Annotated in this window: 16 protein-coding genes and 1 pseudogene; 5 read left to right on the top strand and 12 right to left on the bottom strand. The window is 43.9% G+C overall.

Features of this window, described 5'->3' with window-relative positions:
• Positions 1 to 1,376: 1,376 nt before the first annotated feature.
• The 3 genes from JOC94_RS05870 to JOC94_RS05860 all read right to left on the bottom strand — a co-directional run bounded on the left by JOC94_RS05870 (position 1,377) and on the right by JOC94_RS05860 (position 4,933).
• Positions 1,377 to 2,378, bottom strand: a complete 1,002-nt coding sequence (locus JOC94_RS05870; protein ID WP_077113093.1) for a sensor histidine kinase — start codon at positions 2,376 to 2,378, stop codon at positions 1,377 to 1,379.
• Position 2,379: 1 nt separating this feature from the next.
• On the bottom strand, positions 2,380 to 3,063 hold the full coding sequence (locus tag JOC94_RS05865) for a response regulator transcription factor (protein ID WP_077113092.1): 684 nt from the start codon (positions 3,061 to 3,063) through the stop codon (positions 2,380 to 2,382).
• A 256-nt stretch (positions 3,064 to 3,319) separates the two neighbouring features.
• The gene (locus tag JOC94_RS05860; protein ID WP_077113091.1) at positions 3,320 to 4,933 is read right to left on the bottom strand and encodes a gamma-glutamyltransferase family protein; all 1,614 of its coding nucleotides are present in this window, start codon (positions 4,931 to 4,933) and stop codon (positions 3,320 to 3,322) included.
• Positions 4,934 to 5,623: 690 nt separating this feature from the next.
• On the opposite strand from JOC94_RS05860, the gene JOC94_RS05855 reads away from it, so the two are divergent.
• The 3 genes from JOC94_RS05855 to JOC94_RS05845 are packed head-to-tail and all read left to right on the top strand — an operon-like array spanning position 5,624 to position 7,255.
• On the top strand, positions 5,624 to 6,085 hold the full coding sequence (locus JOC94_RS05855; protein WP_077113185.1) for an Lrp/AsnC family transcriptional regulator: 462 nt from the start codon (positions 5,624 to 5,626) through the stop codon (positions 6,083 to 6,085).
• A 40-nt stretch (positions 6,086 to 6,125) separates the two neighbouring features.
• Positions 6,126 to 6,716, top strand: a complete 591-nt coding sequence (locus JOC94_RS05850; protein WP_077113184.1) for a chromate transporter — start codon at positions 6,126 to 6,128, stop codon at positions 6,714 to 6,716.
• Positions 6,713 to 7,255, top strand: a complete 543-nt coding sequence (locus JOC94_RS05845) for a chromate transporter (protein ID WP_077113090.1) — start codon at positions 6,713 to 6,715, stop codon at positions 7,253 to 7,255. Before JOC94_RS05850 ends, JOC94_RS05845 begins: the two co-directional genes overlap by 4 nt.
• Positions 7,256 to 7,738: 483 nt before the next feature.
• Here JOC94_RS05845 and JOC94_RS05840 read toward each other — a convergent pair whose 3' ends face one another.
• Positions 7,739 to 8,977, bottom strand: a complete 1,239-nt coding sequence (locus JOC94_RS05840; RefSeq protein ID WP_077113089.1) for a MerR family transcriptional regulator — start codon at positions 8,975 to 8,977, stop codon at positions 7,739 to 7,741.
• A gap of 172 nt (positions 8,978 to 9,149) precedes the next feature.
• On the opposite strand from JOC94_RS05840, the gene JOC94_RS05835 reads away from it, so the two are divergent.
• On the top strand, positions 9,150 to 10,823 hold the full coding sequence (locus JOC94_RS05835) for an amidohydrolase (RefSeq protein WP_253191914.1): 1,674 nt from the start codon (positions 9,150 to 9,152) through the stop codon (positions 10,821 to 10,823).
• 3 nt (positions 10,824 to 10,826) lie between these two features.
• Positions 10,827 to 11,885 (top strand): ABC transporter substrate-binding protein, encoded by a 1,059-nt coding sequence (locus tag JOC94_RS05830; protein ID WP_077113088.1) that lies wholly within the window; start codon positions 10,827 to 10,829, stop codon positions 11,883 to 11,885.
• Between the two features lie 602 nt (positions 11,886 to 12,487).
• Here JOC94_RS05830 and JOC94_RS05825 read toward each other — a convergent pair.
• The 8 genes and pseudogenes from JOC94_RS05825 to ehuA all read right to left on the bottom strand — a co-directional run bounded on the left by JOC94_RS05825 (position 12,488) and on the right by ehuA (position 23,025).
• Positions 12,488 to 13,825: an aminotransferase family protein gene (locus tag JOC94_RS05825; protein WP_083717653.1), complete on the bottom strand. Its 1,338-nt coding sequence runs from the start codon at positions 13,823 to 13,825 to the stop codon at positions 12,488 to 12,490.
• Positions 13,826 to 13,852: 27 nt separating this feature from the next.
• Positions 13,853 to 15,394, bottom strand: coding sequence for a BCCT family transporter (locus JOC94_RS05820; protein ID WP_077113087.1), 1,542 nt, complete (start codon positions 15,392 to 15,394; stop codon positions 13,853 to 13,855).
• Between the two features lie 30 nt (positions 15,395 to 15,424).
• Complete coding sequence (locus JOC94_RS05815) at positions 15,425 to 16,873, bottom strand: aldehyde dehydrogenase family protein (RefSeq protein WP_077113086.1); 1,449 nt, start codon at positions 16,871 to 16,873, stop codon at positions 15,425 to 15,427.
• Between the two features lie 18 nt (positions 16,874 to 16,891).
• The gene (locus JOC94_RS05810; protein ID WP_077113085.1) at positions 16,892 to 18,100 is read right to left on the bottom strand and encodes a M20 metallopeptidase family protein; all 1,209 of its coding nucleotides are present in this window, start codon (positions 18,098 to 18,100) and stop codon (positions 16,892 to 16,894) included.
• A gap of 21 nt (positions 18,101 to 18,121) precedes the next feature.
• Positions 18,122 to 19,129, bottom strand: coding sequence for a cyclodeaminase (locus JOC94_RS05805; RefSeq protein WP_077113084.1), 1,008 nt, complete (start codon positions 19,127 to 19,129; stop codon positions 18,122 to 18,124).
• A 12-nt stretch (positions 19,130 to 19,141) separates the two neighbouring features.
• Complete coding sequence (locus JOC94_RS05800; protein WP_171973973.1) at positions 19,142 to 20,335, bottom strand: M24 family metallopeptidase; 1,194 nt, start codon at positions 20,333 to 20,335, stop codon at positions 19,142 to 19,144.
• A gap of 706 nt (positions 20,336 to 21,041) precedes the next feature.
• Complete coding sequence (locus tag JOC94_RS05795) at positions 21,042 to 22,229, bottom strand: M24 family metallopeptidase (protein WP_171973970.1); 1,188 nt, start codon at positions 22,227 to 22,229, stop codon at positions 21,042 to 21,044.
• A 32-nt stretch (positions 22,230 to 22,261) separates the two neighbouring features.
• Positions 22,262 to 23,025: pseudogene (ehuA, locus tag JOC94_RS05790) on the bottom strand (ectoine/hydroxyectoine ABC transporter ATP-binding protein EhuA).
• Positions 23,026 to 23,129: the final 104 nt, after the last annotated feature.

Raw genomic sequence — 23,129 nt, 5'->3', positions numbered from 1 at the left:
TGAACCAATCGGGCATTGAGGTGCCGTTTCTCACACTTAGACCTTTTCCATTCACTCAAGATTTTGACTTACGGCACCTTAATGCGGGATAAAGTGAACTTCATTCAGTAGGACTCCTGCTGAATGTTAGTTGAACCAATCGGGCATTTAGGTGCCGTTTCTCACACTTGGACCTTTTCTATTCACTCAAGATTTTGACTTACGGCACCTTAATGCGGGATAAAGTGAAACTTCATTCAGTAGGGCTCCTGCTGAATGTTAGTTGAACCAATCGGGCATTTAGGTGCCGTTTCTCACACTTGGACCTTTTCTATTCACTCAAGATTTTGACTTATGGCACCTTAATGCGGGATAAAAAAATGCCTATAGGCAAAACACTCTTTTTCAAGTGTCCTAACTACAGGTACCATACTAATTATTTGTGCGGCTGACGTTAAGAGGAGAAGGGCGATCCACTGGCGGTTGTCAATCCAAATTTGCTCCTTTAATGGCATACCGACGAACCTCAAGTTCCTAAAAGAAGAACAAGATAAATAATTGCATAAGTGGGAAGTGTAATGGAAGTAATGATATACATTGTCATTTCGCCTTTAGAGAGTTTTCTTTTCCATTTCGTTAATTTCAGTTGCCTGCAATAAATAGCACTGGAAATAAATATTAATAAAAAAGATAACTCTTTTACAGTTTCTAAAAAGGTAATCAATTTAATCAACCCTTTGGTTTTGGAATAATTTCGTATCGTGTATTGAAGGACCAAATAACAAAAAGAACCTCATATTTTTTGAATTTCCTTGTTTATTGACTTTTGACTGCTTTTTGCTGAACCGTGTAGTGGAAATAGTCCCATACAGATAATAGTAAAGACAATGAGAAAGGCTTTTTAAACTTTGACATCGAAATGACTTCCTCTGTTAAGCACTTTCTGAAACTTGTTTCTATAACAAGCTCCATTTTTCCTCTTTTTCTTTCCAATTGGAAAGGTAATGAATGGCGGTTGTGAATGCTTTGGAGCGAAGGGAACCCGAGTGAGCATAAGAAGCGGAAAAGCATTGACAACCTAGCTTCACCCAATATGATTTTCCCAGGGGGCGGCAGGCCGAGAAAAAACTTCTGAACGCGACTTATCGCAATGTTTCACGGAAGCCGATCAAAAAGACAGGGCAGCTGCCAAACGACAGGACAAGGAATGCTTCTGTCAGTATTGTCAAAGCGCGCAGAAAGAGCGGTAGCTTCGGGAGGCCGCAATAAGACGATCCCTTAGTCAGCAATTGTGCACCGCTGTTGTATTCGTTCAATACGATTTTTGCGCCTGAGCAGCCGGGATCACCATAGTCTTACTCGCTCTTGAAATACTTCATTTCGGACTTCTAAATATGTTAAATAATCTGTTTGTAAAACTTAATATGGAAGGCCGTTCCTTCTCCTGGTTGACTTTGGACATCAACCGTACCGTTTTGGCTCGTCACAATGGAATGAGCCATCGCAAGTCCAATTCCAACACTGTCTTTATCGGCCGTTTTCCCTTTATAAAACCGCTTAAAAATATGCGGCAAATCTTCTGAAGGAATTCCTATTCCATTGTCTGCTATCTTTATTTCGGTGAACAAAGCATTTTCGCTATAGGAAATCGCAATCGTCCCGCCAATCGGTGTATGTTCCACGCAGTTTTTTAACATATTGATAAGCGCCTCCGCCGTCCAATTGAAATCACCAATAAACGTCACATCATCCTTTTTCTCTATTTGAACGGTTTGCATTTTAACATCAATGGGAACAAGGACAGGTCTTAAGGCTTTTTCAATTAACTCCCGCACGTTAATCGGCTCTTTTTTAAATGGCACACTGCCCGCATCAATTTTTGATAGTTTTAATAAAGAAGAAACAAGCCATTCGATTCTTTCAAGCTGAACTTGGAGATTTTGAACAAATTCCTTCCGTTTAGAAGTTGGCAAATGATCATCACTCAATAAATCAGCCATGACGGTCATCGATGTTAAGGGCGTTTTTAATTGATGAGAAATATCGGATATAGCATTCACTAAGTGAATTTTATCCTTCTTTAACAAGTTGCCCTGTTCTGACAGCATCAGCGTCACTTTATAGATTTCGTTTTTTAATATACTTAATTCCCCTTCACGGTTATCCCGAATATCGAGTGTGTAATGACCGGCTGATATTTTTCGTAAATAAGCTGAGAGTTTTTCAAGATTACGATAGCGCCACCAAGTAAATGCAAAAAAAACACTGATGAGCATTCCAATAGTAGCCAGTAAAATATAGAGAGGAAGGATGGAAGTCATCACATTCCACATGACCGCAGCTATTGAAATGATACTAACAATTAAAAATAAAATACGGATCTCTATATTTCTCCACATATCAATCCCCAACCTTATAGCCTAATCCGCGAATTGTTTTGATCAATTGAGGATGTTGCGGATCATCTTCCAGCTTTTCACGTAATCTTTTAATATAGACAGTTAACGTATTATCGTTCACAAAATCGCCGGCTACATCCCAAATTTGCTCTAAAAGCTGATTACGTGATAGGACTTGGCCAATATGGTTCGCAAAAACAAGCAATAAACGATATTCCAACGCTGTTAAAATCAGCTCTTCACCGTTTTTATACACTTTTCCCTCTAACACATTAATCCGAACGGGGCCGATATCAATGTTCGCTTTTGCTTTCGGCTGCTTTTGATAGCGGCGCAACACGGATTTGATTCTTGATAATAGCTCCCGAATGCGGAAAGGCTTTGTAATATAGTCATCAGCCCCCATATCCAGCCCCATCACGACATTGACCTCTTCATCTATAGCCGTTAAAAATATGACCGGAATATCTCCATTCCTTTTCGCCATTTTGCATAATTCATAACCGCTCCCATCAGGCAAGGATAAATCAAATAAGCATAAGTCAATTTCCGCAAAATGCTTGGTTAAGTAATCCTGAGCAGATGCGGCATTATAGCACAGCGTTGTTTCATAACCATCTTGTTGCAGCGAATACTCTAAACCGGAAGCAATCGTCCGATCATCTTCAACAAGTAAAATACGCACGATCTCACCTCTGCCTTCTGCGCTAATCGAAATAGTTCCAGTTTTTTTGATACTTTACGTCTAACAAATTTAATAGGCCCCGGGCAAGCAATCAGTTGCGTTTGCCATTTATGTCATCAGGCCGTGTCTTTTATACAATCCTAACCCTCTTCTCCATTATCTTTCTTCCCCGCTTTTACATCAAGCGCTTCTACTATAAAAAAACTGGCTTCCGCTGTCAAAAGCAGAAACCAATTTCAATATTTTACTATGTTCTTCACCACAGTGCAATCGCGCCATCGGTTCTAGATTCTGTTCCGGCTACCAATACACCCGTTTCAGGGTCTCTCCAAATAATTTGGCCTCTGCCGAAGTTATTCGTTTCCAGCGCAATTCTTATATCATGTCCCAAATACGCCAAATCGCCAGCAATATGATGTGGGAATCTTTGTTCTACTTCAACTGTCCTTCCTTTTATCCATTGCCAGCGCGGTGCATCAAGCGCCGCTTGAGGATGGAGGCCAAAGTCGATTGAATTCATGATTACTTGAACATGGCCTTGGGGCTGCATGAAACCACCCATGACACCAAACGGACCAACAGCTTGACCGCCTTTCGTCAAGAATCCGGGAATAATGGTGTGAAATGTTTTTTTTCCACCTTCCAAAGCGTTCACATGAGTGGGATCCAATGAAAAGTTGTTTCCGCGGTTTTGCAATGCGATCCCTGTTCCCGGAACTACCAGACCAGAACCAAATCCCATGTAATTGCTTTGAATAAACGAAACCATATTTCCTTCCTTATCTGCGGTGGCCAAATAGACGGTCCCGCCTTTGAACGGCTCACCCGGCTGAGGCAAGCAGGCTTCTGCCGAAATCAGTTTGCGGCGCTCCTCGGCGTAGGCTTCACTTAATATTTCTTCCACCGAATATGTCATACGCTCCAAATCCGTAATAAACTTATACCCATCGACATAGGCCAACTTCATCGCTTCTATTTGCTTATGGTAAGTATCGAGTGATTCTTTGCTCGCAAATTCAAAACCTTTCAAAATATTTAATGCTTGAAGCGCCACAATGCCTTGGCCATTTGGAGGAATTTCCCACACATCATATCCGCGGTAATGGATGCCGATCGGCTCTACCCATTCGGGTTCATATTCCGCTAAGTCTTCTTCCGTAAAGAATCCTCCGGTTTCCTTGGAGAATTGAACAATTTTATCGGCTATTTCTCCATGGTAAAATGATTTACCATCGGTTTCGGCAATCATCCTCAATGTCGCGGCATGATCTTTTGAGGACCATACTTCCCCAACACTTGGAGCACGATTGTTTGGAGCAAAAGTATCAAACCAATACTTGAACATGTCCTCTTTTAAATGCTGTGAAAAAGCAAGATAAGCTTTTTTCCAAAACCGGCTGAGAGTGGGAGATACCGGATAACCCTCTTCGGCATATGTAATCGCATCCTTTAATACTTCCTTTAGCGGCAATTTTCCGAATCTCCTTGACAATTCCGCCCACGCTCCGGGTACACCCGGCACTGTTACAGGAATCCAGCCAAATTTGGGCATGGCATCATAACCCATTTGTTTAACCTTTTCAATTGAAATGTGTTTGGGAGCACGTCCACTTCCATTTAAACCATGGAGCTTTCCTTTTGTCCAAACAAGCGCAAAGGCATCCCCTCCGATTCCATTTGACGTCGGCTCACATACGGTAAGGCAGGCCGCAGTTGCAATTGCGGCATCGATAGCGTTTCCGCCTTTTTGCAAGATTGCCAGTCCGGCCTGAGCGGCAAGCGGTTGTGATGTGGCAACAACACCATTTTTGGCATAAGCCGAGTTCCTCGTAATGGGATAAGGGTGTGACAAGTGATTACAAGTAATCAACAATCTCCCTCCTTTTGATAACTAGTTGCATAGTTGATTTTCTATCCAGCCGGAAAACTGGTAACCATGAAAAAATACTGGAGCATGGAGTACGGGCAACTATGAGATGGCCTGTAGCTCCTAAGCGTTTTCTCATTAACTCCTGATCTTTATCCACACCATTCCTGTAAACATGCCCGCCTTAGTTGATGATTTTTTCTGATTGTTCATCCATTTCTCCAACCTAATCATGTATGCACTTACAAAAATTTGTCAAGCCCCACCCTTAAATTGAAAGGATTGTCGAAAAAGGAAAAACGATGCTGATTTTTATACGATGAAACAAACGAACAAAACGATCATAAAATCCCACAAAAACTTTCTTTTGATATATAATATAGCAAATATTATTTTCGTTTCGTATGTTTTTTTAAAATATGAATAGCAATCCGTTCCCGCGCAATTAATGAGGATAAAATATATATTTCGCAACTTCTTTGATTGATTTATATGATCGGCATGTGGATATAGCGTTCAAAGGATTTTGAAAGAGTTTTTTTGCGAAGAGCGGGAATGGCAAATATGAGAATAACGGGCGCATACAGAAAGTTCTTTAGGCGGGTAACATTCAAAATCAGTCGTGATATATTAACAAGACTATTAATCATAGAGGTGAGTACCATCCAATCCAAAGATACATTTGCAGAAAATATGATGCCTTCTTTGACATTAAATGAAACGGATCAAAAAATCATTGAGATACTTCTTGAAAACGCCAGAATTTCTTATACCGATTTAGCCAAACAAATCGGGATTTCCAGAGTAGCTGTACAATCCCGGATTCAATCATTGGTTGATGAAGGAGTGATCGAACGTTTTACAGCAGTTGTTAATCCGATAAAAGTCGGTATTCAGGTCTCCGCTTTTTTCAATGTGGATGTAGAACCAAAATATTTGGATAAAATAGCGGAAAAATTGGCTTTGCATCCCGCCGTTACCAGCCTTTATCATATGACAGGACCCAGTACCCTTCATATGCATGGTGTCTTTAAAAATATGAAAGAAATGGAAGAATTTCTTCTTGAAACACTATACTCCATGAAAGGCATCATGCGTGTGGATACCCAGATGCTTTTAAAGCGCTACAAAAGCAGGATGGGGCTTAAACTATAATCGTATACAGGGGGGATTGCGCTTGGACTTTCAAGGGTACATGGCCATATCAGGGGCCATGGCGCGAACCGGAATTTTCGGCTATGGAGGAGGACCTTCCGTCATTCCGCTATTTCGCCATGAAGCTGTTGTTCGCTATCAGTGGATGACTGATCAAGAATTTGCTGAATTGTTGGCTTTTGCAAACGCCTTGCCTGGACCGATTGCCACTAAACTTGCGGCACAACTTGGCTATCAGCAAAAAGGAGCGATGGGAGCCGTTGTTGCGGTGATCGCCCATATTTTTCCTACCAGTGTGGCGATCGTGGCTTTATTGGGCGTACTTTATACAATGAAAGAATCTGTTATTGTCGCAGGAATGATTGCGGCTGTCAGACCCGTCATCGCGGTACTGCTCGGCATAACCGCATATGAATTTTGCGTAAAAACATGGGGCGGAATGGGGAAGGTCCTCGGTGTTGTTTTTGGTGTCGTTGCTTTCTTGCTGCTCGGCGTATTGGACATCCATCCGGCATTTGTGATTATGGCGTTCTTGGCATATGGAACGATTCACATCAAGCTGTACAGTTGGACAAAAAGAAAACTCTCCGGAGGAAGCGGTAAGCATCATGATAAAGGAGTATCATCATGATCTATTGGCATTTATTCTGGGCTTTTTTTATAGCAAATATCCTTGGCTACGGCGGAGGCCCTGCTACGATCCCGTTAACACAGCAGCAAATAGTCGATCATTACGGCTGGATGACGAATGAGGAATTCGTTGATATGCTGGCAGTCGCCAATGCGCTGCCTGGTCCGATCGCCACAAAAATAGCCGCTTTCACTGGTTTTCAGGAAGCGGGCTGGCTTGGGCTTTTAGTTGCCACAATAGGAACGGTGGCTCCATCTGCCATTGCCATCATTCTTCTTTTAAAATTGTTGAACCATTTTAAACAGTCGCCGGTAGTAAAAGGAATGACACTGTTGGTCCAGCCGGTTATTGCCGTGATGATGATCCAGCTCACATGGCAATTCAGCTCGGTTTCTTTTGCGTCCATTGGTGTGTGGCAATCTATTTTTATTGGCCTTGTTTCATTGATAGCGATTGTTTGGTGGAAAATTCATCCGGCCATCATCATTGTCGCCGCTTTTATTTATGGCGGTGCCCTTTTACCTTATTTTATGGCATAAAAAATGATTCCAGCAGGCAGACATATTTAGATTCAACTGAAAAAACTTAGTGGCGATCAGATTCAACTGAAGAAAGATCAAACGGCAGCTAACACCAAAACCATGTCTTCCGCCTGTGATGACGGGCACTAGTAAGACAAAAACGGTGTGCCGGTCAGGTGGGGTACGCTATATTTTCAAAACTGTGATGACGGGCACTAGTAAGACAAAAACGTCCCCTGTGCATTTGCTATCCCCTTGAGTTTTTTGAAAAATGGGAGTGCTTACGTAGCGCAAGCGCCGCCATAATCGTAAAAAGCCGCAATAAATTGTCATGGCTTTTTACGAAGTTGCCCGCTTTGCACTCACACCAGTTGGAACAAATCGGCAAGCAAAGACAGGAGATTCGTTTGCTCTCACACCACATACGATAGATCCCCTTGGATTGGAACATAGCTTATACTAATGAAATAGACTTGGACTTAACACGCACCCGTCATATCGTTATGTATCTATTTTTCTATGAGCAGCATAAGCCATGCAATACAGCTTTTCATTTTCCATATGGTAATCGATATACTCGCCGGGATGATCCGTAAATCCGATACATTCTTTTTCCACTAATTGAAATCCGCCGCTGAGGAGATTATTTTCCAGAAAAAGGGGCTGAATATTTTGAATATGGGAGTTTGGATATAGCTTCCGCAATTGTTGATGCGATTTAGCGTCCAAATCATAATAAGCCGTATATCCCAAAATAATCGTTTCTTTATTTAAATAAGGGCGCAATTTTTCCAAAGGCAAATAGCTGTTAAACAAGGAAAAATCGTTAAACGATAATACATCAATAACAACATCGATTACTGCGTGCTTGAAAGGAAGATCCAATTGGCTGTTTACTATGTATAGCACTCGCAACCCCGGATTAAAATGCTCTATTTTCCTTTTTAGTGTTCGCAACATTTCCATTGTATTGCCGCAGAACACATATAGCGCATCCGGCGTAAGGGAACAAAGCAGTTTGGGAGGAAATACATATGTCTCCACATTTGTCTCCAAAATCACTTTATGGGAAAAGTCTTGCCGCAGCAACCGATTAAAAATCCATTGATTCCCTTTTTCCAATAAACTGACAAAACTTGGCGTGATTTCTTCGATCATTTGCTGATCATATATATAATGTTCATTTTGCGGCGAAGTGCTGATATCCGGTGTGACGATAATGCCGTCCTTGATGACTGCCTCATATCCGCAAGCGCAGTGCAGAGCACCTGTAAAGATATATTGTTCCTTAATAAAAGCATCTGTCAGATGCAGCGCCTTTTGACAGTGCGGACAATGGAACATCGATAAAAATGTAATGGGAACACCTGTAACAGCAGCCGCAACATTCATTTGATAAATGGATTCAATTTTTTCATCCAGCAAACGGAGGGAATGATTTATTATTTCCTTTTCCTGAAGGAGATTCTGCTTCTTTTCGATTAATACTTTTAAATAGAAATCTATTTCTTGGATGTCCACGAAATGGGTGACCCGTTTAATGGATATGACTCGATGGATTTCCTGCAAAGTGAATTGCAAGTCCTTCAGCTTCATGATTAACGTCATATCGTCGATGCAATTTTGATCAAAGTAATAGTGGGTTCTTTCTTTTGTCGGAATTAATAACCCCAACTCCATATAGTGGCGAACTGTATCAACGGTAACGCCGACATTTTTGGCAAATTGCCCAATTTTCAAGTTGGAAACCTCTCCTTTCCCGGACTGGTACTCTATTTATACAACAAACATGGGGTATGCTCAATGCTTTTTTATACATCACTTGTAATCTGCAATTGACGTTGTGTGAACCCAATGTTTTATGATATGTATAATATTATTGTAAGCGCTTCAATTAGAAAGGGGGAGTTTTGTGAACACATACGCTGATACCATCTTTTACAACGGCAACATCTATACCGTCGACAAAAACAGAAGCTGGGCGGAAGCGGTCGCCATATCCAACGGCAACATATTGTTTGTCGGCTCAAATGAGAAGGCGCAAAGCTATAAAAGCGCATGGACAAAAACGATTGATTTGAAAGGAAAACTGGTCCTGCCCGGTTTTGTTGACAGTCATGCCCATGTCAGTATGGGCGGAGCCGAAGCGCTCTTTACCGTCAAATTGAATCATTGCCGAAGCCAACAGGAAGCGGCAGATGCTGTAAAAAAGTATCTGGATGACACTCCCGGGGCTGAGGTTGTTATCGGAGTGGGCTGGGGAAATGCGATTGGAGCCGGGGGCGGACCGAGAAAAGAATGGCTGGATGAAATTGCGCCGCATGTGCCGGTTTGTCTTTACTCGGAAGATCACCACTCGCTCTGGGTCAACTCAAAGGCATTGGAACTTGCAGGTATTCGCAAAGAATCGGCCAACCCGAAAGGCGGGGTGATTGAACGGGACCGGGTAACGGGAGAACCTTCCGGAACGCTGCGTGAAAGCGCGATGAACCTCGTGACAAAAAACATCCCCGATTACACCGTTGAACAATACAAAGATGGAATTGTAGCCTATCAAAAAAGAGCCGCCGCGTGCGGTATCACATCTGTACATGAGCCCTTTATGAGAAATGGAAATGCGATTAGAGCATACAGCGAATTAGAAAAGGAAGGGAAGCTGACGATTAGGTATCGCAACTCCCTCTTTGTCGATCCGCACCTCGGTATTGATCAAGTGGATGAACTAGTGGCCGAAAGAAAAAAGCATTGTCATGGGTCCTATTTCCAGACAAATTCGGCCAAAATTTTTATTGACGGTGTCGTGGAAGGCGCAACAGCCTATCTGGAAGAGCCGTATGAACATATTGATTCCCGCGGCGAGCTGATCTGGGAGCCGGAAGTCTATAAAGAAACGGCGGCCAAGCTTCATAAAGAAAGATTTACGATCCACATTCACTCTATTGGGGACGCTTCTACTAGAATTGCATTGGACGGGCTTGCGTATGCGGAGGCGCAAGGCGAACCGTTTGATGCCCGGCACGCCATCACCCATCTCCAGCTCGTCAATCGTGAAGATATTGCCCGAATGAAGAAACTGAATATTGTGGCCGTTCCAAACCCGTACTGGTTCATGAAAGAGCCAAGCTATTACTTTGAGATCGAAGAGCCTTATCTTGGCAAGGAAAGAGCGGAATCACAATATCCGATGAAAAGCCTGATTAATGCGGGACTGATTGCCGCTTCCGCCAGCGACTACCCGGTGACATTGAATTTCCATCCGTTAAACGGCATCCAATTAGGTGTGACTCGGATTGAAATCGGGAAGTCAGATGAGCGTCTGATCCATAACCCGGCAGAAAGAACCTCACTCGCCCACATGATCGCAAGCTTTACAATCAATGGCGCTTATTCGCTCAAACTCGACCACCTGACAGGCTCGATCGAAAAAGGCAAAAAAGCCGATTTGATCGTGCTGGACCAAAACATATTTGAAATACCTGAAAGCAACATCCATCAAGCCAAGGTGCTGCTGACGTTATTTGAAGGAAAAGAAGTATTTCGCCATCAAGAATTTTACAACGATGAAGTAACGAAAGGAGAAGTTTGAAAAATGAGCAAACCGATCAAATTCTGTTTATCACTGTTCCTTGTGACTTCATTATTTTTGTCCGGCTGCGGCTCAAGCAGTTCTTCCGAAACCAGGGGAAAAGCGGATGAAAAGGTGTTGAATGTATTTAATTGGTCGGAATATCTGCCTGATTCAGTTATCCAGCAATTTGAGGAAGAAACAGGCATCAAGGTGAATTACACCACTTTTTCCTCCAACGAAGAGATGTACGCCAAGCTAAACAGCGGCAACCTTGGATACGATATTGCCGTTCCCACACTGTTTTTCATTGAAATGTTGGTGAAAGAGGGAATGCTTGAAAAAATCAATAAAGAGAATATCCCAAATTTAAAACATTTGAATCCCGATTTTACCGGCACATTTGCAGATCCCAATGATGAATATTCCGTTCCCTATTTATGGGGATCTGTCGTCATCGCCGTGAATAAGGAGCTTGTCAAAAAAGATATAAAGGGATATGAAGACTTGTTTGATCCCGAATTTAAAAACAGCTTAGTCATGCCCGAAGATAACCGGGCAGCCATTGGCGCGATGTTGGCCATTTTGGACTATCCAATCAACAGTACCGATGAAAAACAAATTGAAGAAGCCGGGGAACTCCTAAAAAAAATAAAGCCAAATATTAAAGCGTTTGATGGAGACAATCCGAAAGGACTGCTCATTACGGGCGAGGCAAAAGCCGGCATCATGTACAGCGCGGAAGCCGCACTGGCAAAACGGTCAAACCCCAATATTGAGATCATCTTTCCAGAAGAAGCCTCTTTCTTATGGCAAGACAATTTCGTCATCCCGAAAGGAGCCCCACATAAAGAAAATGCCGAGAAATTTATTGACTTTATTCTGAGGCCGGAAATGAGCAAAGAAATTTCCGAATCCTATCCGTATGGTAATCCTAACAATGAAGCTGTCAAGCTTCTTTCCGAGGAAATTCAACAAGAGATGACCATCCCGCAAGATTTCTTCGAGCGCTCCGAATATGCGAGAGATGTTGGGGAGGCAACTCTTCTTTATGATCGTATTTGGACCGAAGTAAAACAATAAAGCATAGAACAGCTTCCGGATACATATTCGAAGCTGTTCTTATTTTTTCGCGCCGCGGCGAACCCGTTTACACTTTGTAATGGTTTCGCTACCTCCCAATGATTGTCATGTACTCGCCACTTCTGAGACATTACTAGCTACTTTTTGTATTTACTCGCGACTTCCAAGTGATAAACTTTGCATTATGATCACCACTTACCGGAATACTTCATACTTTTTTCGTTTTACTCGCCAATTCACGAAGATGACTTGCCTCTTTTGCAATTGCTCCAATTTCAAGTGATAAGCATCTTGGATCTGCATCACCACTTACCAGCGGCTACTGGCCAATTGCGCATTTTACTCACAACTTCCTGAAGTTACGCCATTACTCGCTACTTACCGGAATTACTTGCCAAATTGCCATTACTCGCCAATTTCCTGAGTTACTATCCGCTTTTGCATTTTACTCGCCAATTCATGGAGATTACTCGCCAATTGCGCAATTTACTCGCCACTTCCTAGAGATACCTTTCCGCCTCTTTACAAATGGCAAGTCCGCCGCCAAGTCGGCAGCGGATTGTTTAACATGGCAACTTATTTTTGAACCGCACCATCTTTCCTTATCGTTCCTTCTTCACTTCTGCAATGGAATCGTCGATGATGGAGATGATGGTTCCCACTTCTTCTTTTGTGATACAGAATGGCGGCGCAAATGCCAATGTATCTTGACCTCCATAAACAATGCTTCGGCCCAGAAGTCCCCTGTCAAGCGCTTTGGCGACGACTTTTGCGGAAACCGGTTCGGCATACCGTTCTTTTGTTTCCACATTTTTGAAAAATTCTATGGCGCCAAGCAAGCCGGCTCCCCGGCGGTTCCCCAAGTTGTCATGCTTCTCTTCCAGGTATTTGAGCCCTTTTTGCAACTCGGCTCCCATGTTGCGGACATTTTCAACCATGTTTTCATTTTCAATGATTTCCAAGTTTTTCAGGGCAACGGCACAGCACATCGGGTGTCCGCTGTAAGTGTAGCCATGCCAGAAGTTGCCTGCGTAGTTTTCCATCAATTCTTTTTTGATTTTGTCGGAAATGACCATTCCGCCGATGGGCGCATATCCGCTTGAAATCCCCTTTGCCATACAAATAATGTCCGGAACGACACCAAACAAATCCATGCCGAACTTCTCGCCTGTTCTCCCAAAGCCACAAATGACTTCGTCCGCAATGAACAAAATATCATGTTTATCACACATTTCACGAACTTCTTTAAAATAGTCCTTTGGCGGCAGATTGACCCCGCCGGACCCCTGGATCGGCTCGGAAATGAAGGCCGCGATACTTTCTGCTCCCTCTTCTTCAATCAGCGCTCGCAACGACTCAATGGATGAATCAACATAAAGGAATCCTTGTGCCAAGGAAGTGGTAAACTCCCTGAATGGCTCAATTCCCGTTGCGCTTGTCGATCCCATCGCAACCCCATGATAAGAAAGTCTGCGGGAAATAATTTTTGTTTTATTTGGCTGGCCTTTCACTTTCCAATAATGGCGAGCCGTTTTAAATGCCGTATCGTTTGATTCCGATCCTCCGGAAGTAAAAAAGGTGGTGTTCAAATCACCCGGTGTCCATTCCGCCACCTTTTTCGCCAGTTCGATGACAGGTTCATGGCTGTTTCCTCCGAAAGTGGAGCTAAAAGCAAGTTTTGACATTTGCTCTGCCGCCGCCTGGCCCAGCTCCGCTCTTCCATGCCCGATGTTGACATTCCAAAGAGATGATAAGCTGTCAATCAATTTTCTGCCTCTGATGTCTTTTAAATAAATGCCTTCTCCTTCTGTAAAAATAAAACCCGGTCCATTTTCCACATGCTGTCTAATAGAAGTGGACGGATGCAAAAAGTGTTTTTTGTCTAATTCCGCGAGTTCCGTAAATTTTATTTTCGCTTCATTTTTCATTTGTAAAGCCATGTTGTATTCCTCCTATGAATTTTATATTTATTGAGCCTTTCTTTTTCTGACAAATTCAGGTATCGATTCCGCTGTGATATTCGGTCTATGATCTTCCTTAATTGTTTTGATCAGTGAATAGGTGATCAAAAGCAAGATGACTGTAAAAGGCAGCGCTGTCACGAGGGAAGCTGTCTGCAGTCCTTGAAGCCCACTGCTCTTGATAAGTACAACGACGATTGCCGCCATGAGTACACCCCATATCACTTTTACCACCATCGAAGGGTTTAAGTTTCCTTTGGAAGTCATCATGCCTAATATAAAAGCGGCTGAATCGGCAGATGTCACTAAAAAAGTAACAATCAGTACGATAAAAATAAGAGATAACAGCGTACTCATTGGAAAATGTTCAAAAGTGGCAAATAAGGCACTTGTCACGTCGGTTTGGACAGCCGCGGCAATATTCGCATTTTGAAATAGATCCATGTGGATGGCTGTTCCGCCAAATACGCCGATCCAGACAATGGCGATGAATGGGGGCACGATCAATACACCAAAAATGAATTCGCGAATGGTTCTCCCTTTTGAAATTCGAGCAATAAAAGCCCCGACAAAAGGCGACCAAGCGATTACCCACGCCCAATAGGCGACAGTCCACTCTTTTGTCCACATTCCGTTGTCATAAGGAGAAATGCCCAAACTCATTCCGAAAAAGTGTTGAATGTAGTCCCCTATACCGAGTACTAAGCCATCCAGTATAAAACGGGTGGGTCCCAAAATCAGGACAATAATGATCAGCCCCAAGGCCAAACTTAAATTCAATGTGCTTAGCCATTTAATCCCTTTATCAAGACCCGTTACGGCAGAAGTAAGGTACATGACGAGCAAAAGCGCCGTAATGATCATCAGGTTGACATTATTTTGCGAAATGGAAAATACGTAATCGAGACCGCCGTTAATTTGCAATATCCCCATGCCCAAGGAAGTCGCCACGCCCATCACCGTGGCGATGACCGCCAGTATATTAATTGCTTTATGGATTCCCTTTTTTACCGTCAGCGGCTTCAATATCGTGCTTATTTCGCCACTTTTCCCTTTGCGGAATTGAAAATAAGCCAAAGCAAGCCCGACGATTGTAAAAACAGACCATTGATGTACACCCCAATTAAAGAAAGAGTATTGCATGGCGACCCTGGCTGATTCGGGCGTCTTTCCCTCAACAGGGAGGGGGCTGTCTACGAAGTGGTTCATCGGCTCGGCGATTCCCCAAAAGACAAGCCCCGCTCCAAAACCACAGCTAAATAACATGCCGATCCATGTATAAAAAGGATAATCCGGCTTTTCATCATCCTTTCCGAGCCTTATCTTTCCGTATTTGCTGACGGCCAGAACAAAGAGAAAAATGACGATAAACAAGACAGACAATAGATAGAACCATCCAAATGAATTTGTCATAAATTCATAGGCTGTATTAGCCGCATTTGCCAGACTTCCCGGATTGATCGCTCCCCATAAAACAGCCAAAAAAACAATGACCGATGAAGTCCAGAAAGTGCTATTCATGAAACTCGAGTTTTGTTTATTGTTCATATATGACTCCTCTGTTCATTCTCTGATCCTTTACTTGATTCCAAGTCTGAAACTGACAACCTTTGGTTCTGTCATGTCTTGAATGGCATATTTAACTCCCTCACGCCCGAGCCCCGAACCTTTCACACCGCCAAACGGCATCCCATCAATTCGGTAGTCACTACTGTCATTGATCATGACTCCGCCCACATTCAGCCGATGGATTACCTGAAATGCCTTATCGATATCCTTTGTAAAAACCCCGGCTTGAAGACCGTAATGGACGTTGTTGGCTTTATTGATGGCTTCTTCCACGTCATCGACTGCATATAGTAATGCGACGGGGCCAAATATTTCTTCTTGGGCAATGGTGCAATGTTCCGGCACGTTTTCGATTACTGTGGGGGAGTAAAAAGGCCCATTGCGTTCGCCCCCAATTAAGAGATTTGCCCCCGCTGCGACAGCTTCTTTTACCCAGTTTTCCACGCGGATTGCTTCTTTTTCGTGTATGAGAGGGCCCATGTCCGTCGCTTCAAGCCCTTTATCACCCACTCTATATTTGGCGGTCTCCACAATGAACTGTTCTTTAAACGATTCATATGCTTCTTGTTCAACGTACATTCTTTGCACACCGATACAATTTTGTCCGGCTGCGGAAAATGCTCCCGAAACACAGGCCCTAGCGGCTTCTTCGATATTCGCATCTTGCAAAATGATCGCCGGAGAGTTGGAACCAAGCTCCATGCTTAATTTTTTCAAACCTGCTTTGCGCGCGATCCGCTCCCCTGTTTCCAATCCTCCTGTGAAAGAAATCATGCGTATGGCCGGATGCGTCACAAGCACATCTCCTATTTCTCTTCCAGTTCCTGTTACTACAGATAATATTTTCGGCGGAAGACCCGCATAATCGAAGGCCTTCGCCAGCAACAACGCGCTTAAAGGAGTCACCGTTGCCGGTTTTACGATAATGGCATTTCCCGAGGCGATTGCCGGCCCTACTTTATGGGCGACCAAATTTAAAGGATCGTTGAACGGTGTAATGGCTCCAATGATTCCAATTGGGAAACGATAATAATAGCCGACACGGTTTTCACCTGTTTCCGATTGATCAAAGGGAATGGTTTCTCCTTGAACCCGCCTGGCTTCTTCGGCGCTCAACCTCAATGTTTGGATACAACGCTTCACTTCATTTCTCGCTTCCCGGATTGTTTTGCTTCCTTCTTGTGAAATCGTGACAGCATATGCTTCACTTCGGTGTTCAATATAATCCGCCGCCCGGTTTAAAATGCTCATCCTCATGTGGACGGGCAATGCCTCCGCTACTTTTGCCCCTTCTTTTGCTTCTTCAATGGCGAATAACATCTCTTCCTTCGTAGCGGCGGGAACGGTTGTAATCAGAGCATTATCCTGAGGATTAAGAACATCTATCGTCTTTTCGCTTCCAATCCATTTCCCGGCGAGATACATTTCCCGCCCCAGCACTTTTGTCGACAATTCCATCACGCCTTTCCGGATGTTTTAACAATCTATTTTTCCTGCCAATAAACGGATGGCCGTTTCGGTTAAAATGGAAGCCCCGATTTCAAGGCATTGTTCATCAATATCAAAAATATTTGTATGAAGATCACGGTTTTTTCCGTCCTCCAGCGCACATCCTAAAAAAAACATCGAACCCGGCACTTTTTCCGTCATGTATCCGAAGTCTTCCCCGCCCATGCCAAAAGGAGCTTTTACCACCTTCATATCCGGATATAAGTCTTTCGCCACTTTCGTTAGCAGACTGTTAATGCGAGGATCATTTTTCAAGGCGGGCTCTCCCTTCTCTAAAGTGAAGGAATACCTCCCTCCTAATGATTCCGCTATTTTAAAAACATTTTCCACCTCGCGCCCAAACTTCTCCCTTGTATCAGGTGAATACGTACGAATCGTCCCTGTAATCTCCACCTCTTGAGGAATGATATTGCTTGCGGTTCCAGTGTGAATTTTTCCAATGCTTGCAGCCGCGGTTTCCAAAGGAGATGTCCTTCTGGAAATCAATCCGTAAAAAGATGGAAGGATGGCCCCCAGCATCCATATGGGATCTTTTGTAAGATGAGGATATCCTCCATGCCCGCCTTCCCCGATGATTTTCGCTTGGAAGACATCGACATTTGCCATGCTAAATCCATCATTTACTTGGATAACCCCTGGGGGTTGCCACGGACATACATGGAGTGCCAATATCGTTTCCACATGATCCAATGCTCCTTCTTGAATCATCCTTGAAGCACCTGACAATCCCTCATGATCGGTATCTTCCTCAGCCGGCTGAAATATCAATCTCACTGTTCCTGTCACTTTTCCTTGCTTAAAAAGATTGGAAAATATGGTGGCCACACCGAGTAAAATCGCTGTATGGGCATCATGCCCGCAAGCATGCATCACGCCTTTTCGTTTAGACCTATACTCATGTTCATTTATCTCATCAATCGGAAGGGCGTCCATATCAGCGCGCAAAGCGATGACTGGTCCGCTACCTGATGAGATTGTTCCCACTACTCCGGTTTTAGCTACTCCCGTTTCAATGGCAACATTGCCCAACTCTTTTAGCTTCTCGCAAACAAATGCAGCCGTATCATGTTCCTGAAAACTCAATTCAGGATACTGATGAAGGTGACGGCGCCAATCTCTCATTTTTGCTGCTGCCGCCTTTGCTTCGCTAACAATCGAAGTTTGACCAGTTGTCATCCCTAATCCCCCAAACGCTTTTTATGTGAAATGATGAGATTTTTTGTTGTAAATCTCCAGCCCAATCTCTCCATTTTCTATTAAAAATTGATAGGCATATAACGCAATCGCCGTATCTTGCGCACCCGTTCCAGTCAGGTCGCATACCGTGATTTCTTTATCATGTAGTCTTCCCGCCATTTTTCCCGCCGTCACTTCCCCAAGCTCGATTACGGGAGCATTTGAAGAGAGATAACCTTGCGCAATGGCATGGCGCAATTCTCCGAGCCTTGCACACTGCGCTTTCGTATCGCACACATATCTGTCGGCTATTTTCGGAATGTTTGCCGCCAATTCTTGCTTTTCTTCAGCGTCGGAACCCATTGCTGTAATATGCAGTCCAGGATGAAGCCAATCCACCTGGATAATCGGTTGTTTGGCAGGTGTTGTCGTTACGACAATTTCGCTGTTTCGCACGACTGCTTCCGCTGTTTCCGCCAATTGGATGTCGACTTGTAAAATGTCCTCCATTTCATCCTTGAACTTTCGGGCATTTTCCCGGGAACGCCCAAAAACGATGATCCGTTCAAAATCCCTGACAAGTTGTAACGCTTTCATTTGATAACGGGCTTGTGCTCCGGTCCCTATCACCCCAACCGTCTTTACGCGCTCTTTTGCTAAATACTTTGCAGCGATCGCTCCGGCGGCAGCCGTCCTAATCTCCGTTAGATAGCCGTTATCCAAAAGCAAGGCCTTCGGTTCGCCGGTGACGGCACTGATCAACATCATCAATCCGTTGGCACTCGGAAGCCCGAGCTGATCATTATTGAAAAATCCAGATGATACTTTTAAGGCAAACAAATCTTTTCCTGGAATATAAGCTGTTTTTACGTCCACTTCCCCGTTGTTTTCTTTAACGTCTACTCTCATGATGGGCGGCATAATCACTTCTTTTGTCGCCAGTTGTGTGAAAGCATCCTCAACGACAGGTAGCACCTGTTCATTTAACGTGACAAATTGTTTGATTTCGCTTTCCGTAAAAATATGCATGGTTTTCACCACCTAACTGATAATCGTTAAGTCCAAATCCTCTTTTACAATGAGCTCCCTGCGATAATTCGCCAGCACTTCACAACCATTCTCCGTTACCCGGAACGACTCGCTGATTTCAATGCCGTAATCATCAAACCATAGGCCCGGAATTAAATGAAAAGTCATATTGGGCTGAAGGACGGTCAGATCTCCCCGTCTGATGCTAGCCGTATGCTCCCCCCAATCCGGCGGGTAATTTAAGCCCATCGAATAACCGACCCGGGATTCTTTTTCAATGCCATATTTTTGAATGACATTTGTCCAAGCCATCTCCACTTCTTCGCAAGTCACCCCCGGCTTTACCGCATCCAACGCTGTATTTAAACCTTCAATAACGATTTTCGATACTTCCAATGCTTCTTCACTTGGCTGGCCAATCGAGACAGTCCTGGCAAGCGGAGAGTGGTAGCGCTGATGACACCCGGCCAATTCAATAATGACCATTTCACCGTATTGATATTGTCGATCGGTCCATGTTAAATGCGGTGTCGATGTATTTTCTCCCGAAGGGAGCAACGGAACAATGGATGGATAATCTCCTCCAAATTCGGGTGTTCCCGTGATTAACTCTTTATAAATTTGCGCGACCACATCACATTCCCGGACACCTTCGGCAATGTGGGCAACAGCGGTATCCATCCCTCTTTCAACAATTTTCGCCGCGCGTTTTATATATTCAATTTCCTGTTCCGATTTGATGATGCGAATATGGTTTACAAGCAAGCTCGCGTCCACAAAAGTGGCGTTCGGGAGGCTCTGCTTGAGACGCTCATAAGCCAGCGCCGAGAAATAGTAAGATTCCATTTCGAGTCCGATTCTTCGGTTTGACTGGCCGATTTGGTGCAATATATCAGCGACAAATTCCATAGGATGCTTTTCTGAATGAATGTATGTGTCAGGATAAGGAATAATGTTACTTTCAAACAACCAAGTCGTAGCCCTGGCTCCGTTAGCATCCATATGCCTGCCAATCCAAATGGGCTGTTCCTCGTCAACTATCACGGCCAAAACTTGATCAACATAAAAAGACCACCCGTTATAACCTGATAAATAGTTCATATTTGCGGGATTTGTAATGAGCAATACATCGATTCCTTTTTTCAACATTTTTTTCTTTGTTTTCATCAGCCTGTTTTGATATTCTTGATGACTGAATGCCAACATATAAACGCCTCCTTTATGAAAGTGCTTTCAAAGCTGTAATCTCATTATAAAATGACGGTTATCGGAAAAACATCGTTCATTTTGTATGAACTTTTCGTCCCCGCTTTTATACAATTTTTCCAAGTTGACATGATCAAAAAAGGAGCGTCCTTATAGATAGAACACGAAACTTGTTGCATTTTACTCGTGAGACAGATTCCGAAAAAGCGCGAGCCCGTTTCTCTCTTGCCACCATGAAAGTCGTTTGCCATTAAGCGAAAACGCCGTTTCTCAGTCAACATTCGGCAGTGAGTTCTTTACAAGGCAAAAAGCGGGAGCCAACGCCATTCGACTGATTTCATTAAAGGGCAAAAATGAGAAACAGTTCCATTCACCCTATTCGTTACAAGGAAAAATATAGAAATCAGTCACCATTCGCCACAATCGTTATAGGGCAAAAAATGGAGATCAGTCGCCATTCACCAAAATCGTTATAGGGCAAAAAATGGAGATCAGTCGCCATTCGCCACAATCGTTACTGGAAAAAACGCGATCCATCACCATTCGCCAAAATCGTTACTGGAAAAAAACGGGCCGCAACATCTATTCAACCCTGTTCGCTACAAAAGCTGCGAAATGGCTCGACCTCTGTTTGTCGATAAAATGAAATCGGATTAGCTGTAAAAAGGCTGCCGCGGGCATTGCACAACCTCATAAAATTTTACAGTTACGCCAGCCGAATGTTTGGCCGGACAAACAATTCACGTGGAAAATCGGCGAGTACTTCACATCCGGTTTCTGTTACTCTGAATGACTCGCTAATTTCTATTCCGATGTGGTCGAGCCAAATCCCGGGAATCATATGAAACGTCATATTCGGCCTTAATATCGTATGGTCACTCGGTCTGAGGCTTGCTGTATGCTCTCCCCAATCCGGCGGATAATTAAGCCCGATAGAATACCCGATTCTGGATTCTTTTTTGATGCCGCTCTTTTCAATTGCCTTGCGCCATACAAGCTCCACTTCTTCGCAAGTCATTCCCGGTTTTACGGCATCCAAAGCCATATTGATGCCTTCAATGACAATGTTGGCGATATATTGCATCTGATCAGTCGGCTTTCCCACAACAACCGTTCTCGCCAATGGTGAATGATATCTTTTATAGCATCCTGCCAATTCAATGATCACCGGATCGCCATTTTGCAAAACATCGTCTGTCCACGTAAGGTGGCAAGCAGAGGTTTTTTCTCCTGTCGGCAGCAGAGGGACAATCGAAGGATAGTCGCCGCCGAAATCTTCCGTTCCACTGATTTGCGCATGGGAGATCGCGGCTGCGACATCGCTTTGCCGAACTCCCTCCCAAATCGAATCAACACCCGTTCGCATCGCTTTTTCCGCAATTTTAGCCGCTTTTTTAATATACTCAATTTCTTGTTCTGATTTAATAATCCGCACCCAATTCACCAAGTTTGTGGCATCCTTAAAAATCGCATTTGGGAGCCCGGCGGTAAGCTGAATATAGTTTTTGGCGGTAAAATAATACGCATCAAATTCAACACCCATGACACGATTATCTTGCTTTTTCTTCTGCAAAACTCCCGCAACAAAATCCATAGGATGTTTTACATCCGATTGTACGTAGTCATCTTCGTAAGGAATGATATGATCCTCATCCAACCACGTCGTATGTTTGGCCGCGCTGGCGTCTTGTCCACGCCCAATCCAGAAAGGCTGTTCCTCATCAATCATGACAACAAGCATTTGATGGACATAAAAAGACCAAGCGTTATATCCGGTGAGGTAACATATATTCGCCGGATCTGTCACAAGCAAGAGATCCATCCCTTCAGCCTGCATCCTTTGTTTTGTTTTCCTGATCCTTTCTTGATACTCCAACATGTTAAACGATAACAAATCAATCCCTTCTTTCCATATATGATGTTGTTTTAAAACCCGTTTCTAAACCGTTTTAAAAACAATTGCAGCCGTTCCGTCTCCGGATTTTCCAGCACTTCTTCCGGCGACCCTTGCTCAACAATGTTCCCCTGGTCGATAAACACGACGCGATCGGATATTTCACGGGCAAAATCCATTTCGTGTGTAACGAGAATCATCGTCATATTGCTCGTTTTCGCAATGTCTTTGATCGTCTTTAACACTTCTCCGACCAGTTCCGGGTCCAGAGCCGAGGTCACTTCATCAAAGAGCATTACCTTTGGCTCCATGACGAGTGCCCGGGCAATGGCCACACGCTGTTGCTGGCCTCCCGATAACTGCGCCGGATATTTATCGACATGGTCTTTCAATCCGACTTTCTCCAGCATCTCAAGCGCCCGCTCCACCGCTTCCTGCTTCGGCACGCCAAGCACATGAATCGGCGCCTCGGTAACGTTCCTTAATATCGTCATATGCGGGAAGAGGTTGTACTGTTGAAAGACCATTCCGATTTTTCCCGCGCACTTTCCGCAAATGTTTCTTATCCGGGTACTAGTCTTCCGTTGACTTCCTTGTGCCAAAGCGGCTCTCCGTCCACTTCAATCACTCCGGATATCGGTTCCTCCAACGTCATGAGCATCCGGATAATCGTCGTTTTACCCGAACCGCTCGGACCGATAATCGTGATCTTTTCCCCCGGTTTGATATGAAGGTCAATTCCTTTTAACACTTCCGTTTCCCCGAACGATTTGCGGATAGCCTGATAAGAAACCATCGGGCGTTCTGGCGGATGATCTTGGATGGCTCCCGGGGCCGGATCGTCCCCAACGGCTTTTTTCAATACGGTCATTTCAGGCTCACTCCTTTCGTGGCATGGTG

Source organism: Siminovitchia thermophila, from assembly GCF_016909185.1.
GTDB classification, from domain to species: Bacteria; Bacillota; Bacilli; order Bacillales; family Bacillaceae_C; genus Siminovitchia; species Siminovitchia thermophila.
This window is presented reverse-complemented; position numbering and strand designations above follow the sequence as displayed.

Coding starts and splice junctions, on each gene's coding strand:
- JOC94_RS05870 (WP_077113093.1), bottom strand. CDS start 2,378: ATGTGGAGAAATATAGAGATCCGTATTTTATTTTTAATTGTTAGTATC.
- JOC94_RS05855 (WP_077113185.1), top strand. CDS start 5,624: ATGATGCCTTCTTTGACATTAAATGAAACGGATCAAAAAATCATTGAG.
- JOC94_RS05850 (WP_077113184.1), top strand. CDS start 6,126: ATGGCCATATCAGGGGCCATGGCGCGAACCGGAATTTTCGGCTATGGA.
- JOC94_RS05845 (WP_077113090.1), top strand. CDS start 6,713: ATGATCTATTGGCATTTATTCTGGGCTTTTTTTATAGCAAATATCCTT.
- JOC94_RS05830 (WP_077113088.1), top strand. CDS start 10,827: ATGAGCAAACCGATCAAATTCTGTTTATCACTGTTCCTTGTGACTTCA.
- JOC94_RS05825 (WP_083717653.1), bottom strand. CDS start 13,825: ATGGCTTTACAAATGAAAAATGAAGCGAAAATAAAATTTACGGAACTC.
- JOC94_RS05820 (WP_077113087.1), bottom strand. CDS start 15,394: ATGAACAATAAACAAAACTCGAGTTTCATGAATAGCACTTTCTGGACT.
- JOC94_RS05815 (WP_077113086.1), bottom strand. CDS start 16,873: ATGGAATTGTCGACAAAAGTGCTGGGGCGGGAAATGTATCTCGCCGGG.
- JOC94_RS05810 (WP_077113085.1), bottom strand. CDS start 18,100: ATGACAACTGGTCAAACTTCGATTGTTAGCGAAGCAAAGGCGGCAGCA.
- JOC94_RS05805 (WP_077113084.1), bottom strand. CDS start 19,129: ATGCATATTTTTACGGAAAGCGAAATCAAACAATTTGTCACGTTAAAT.
- JOC94_RS05800 (WP_171973973.1), bottom strand. CDS start 20,335: ATGTTGGCATTCAGTCATCAAGAATATCAAAACAGGCTGATGAAAACA.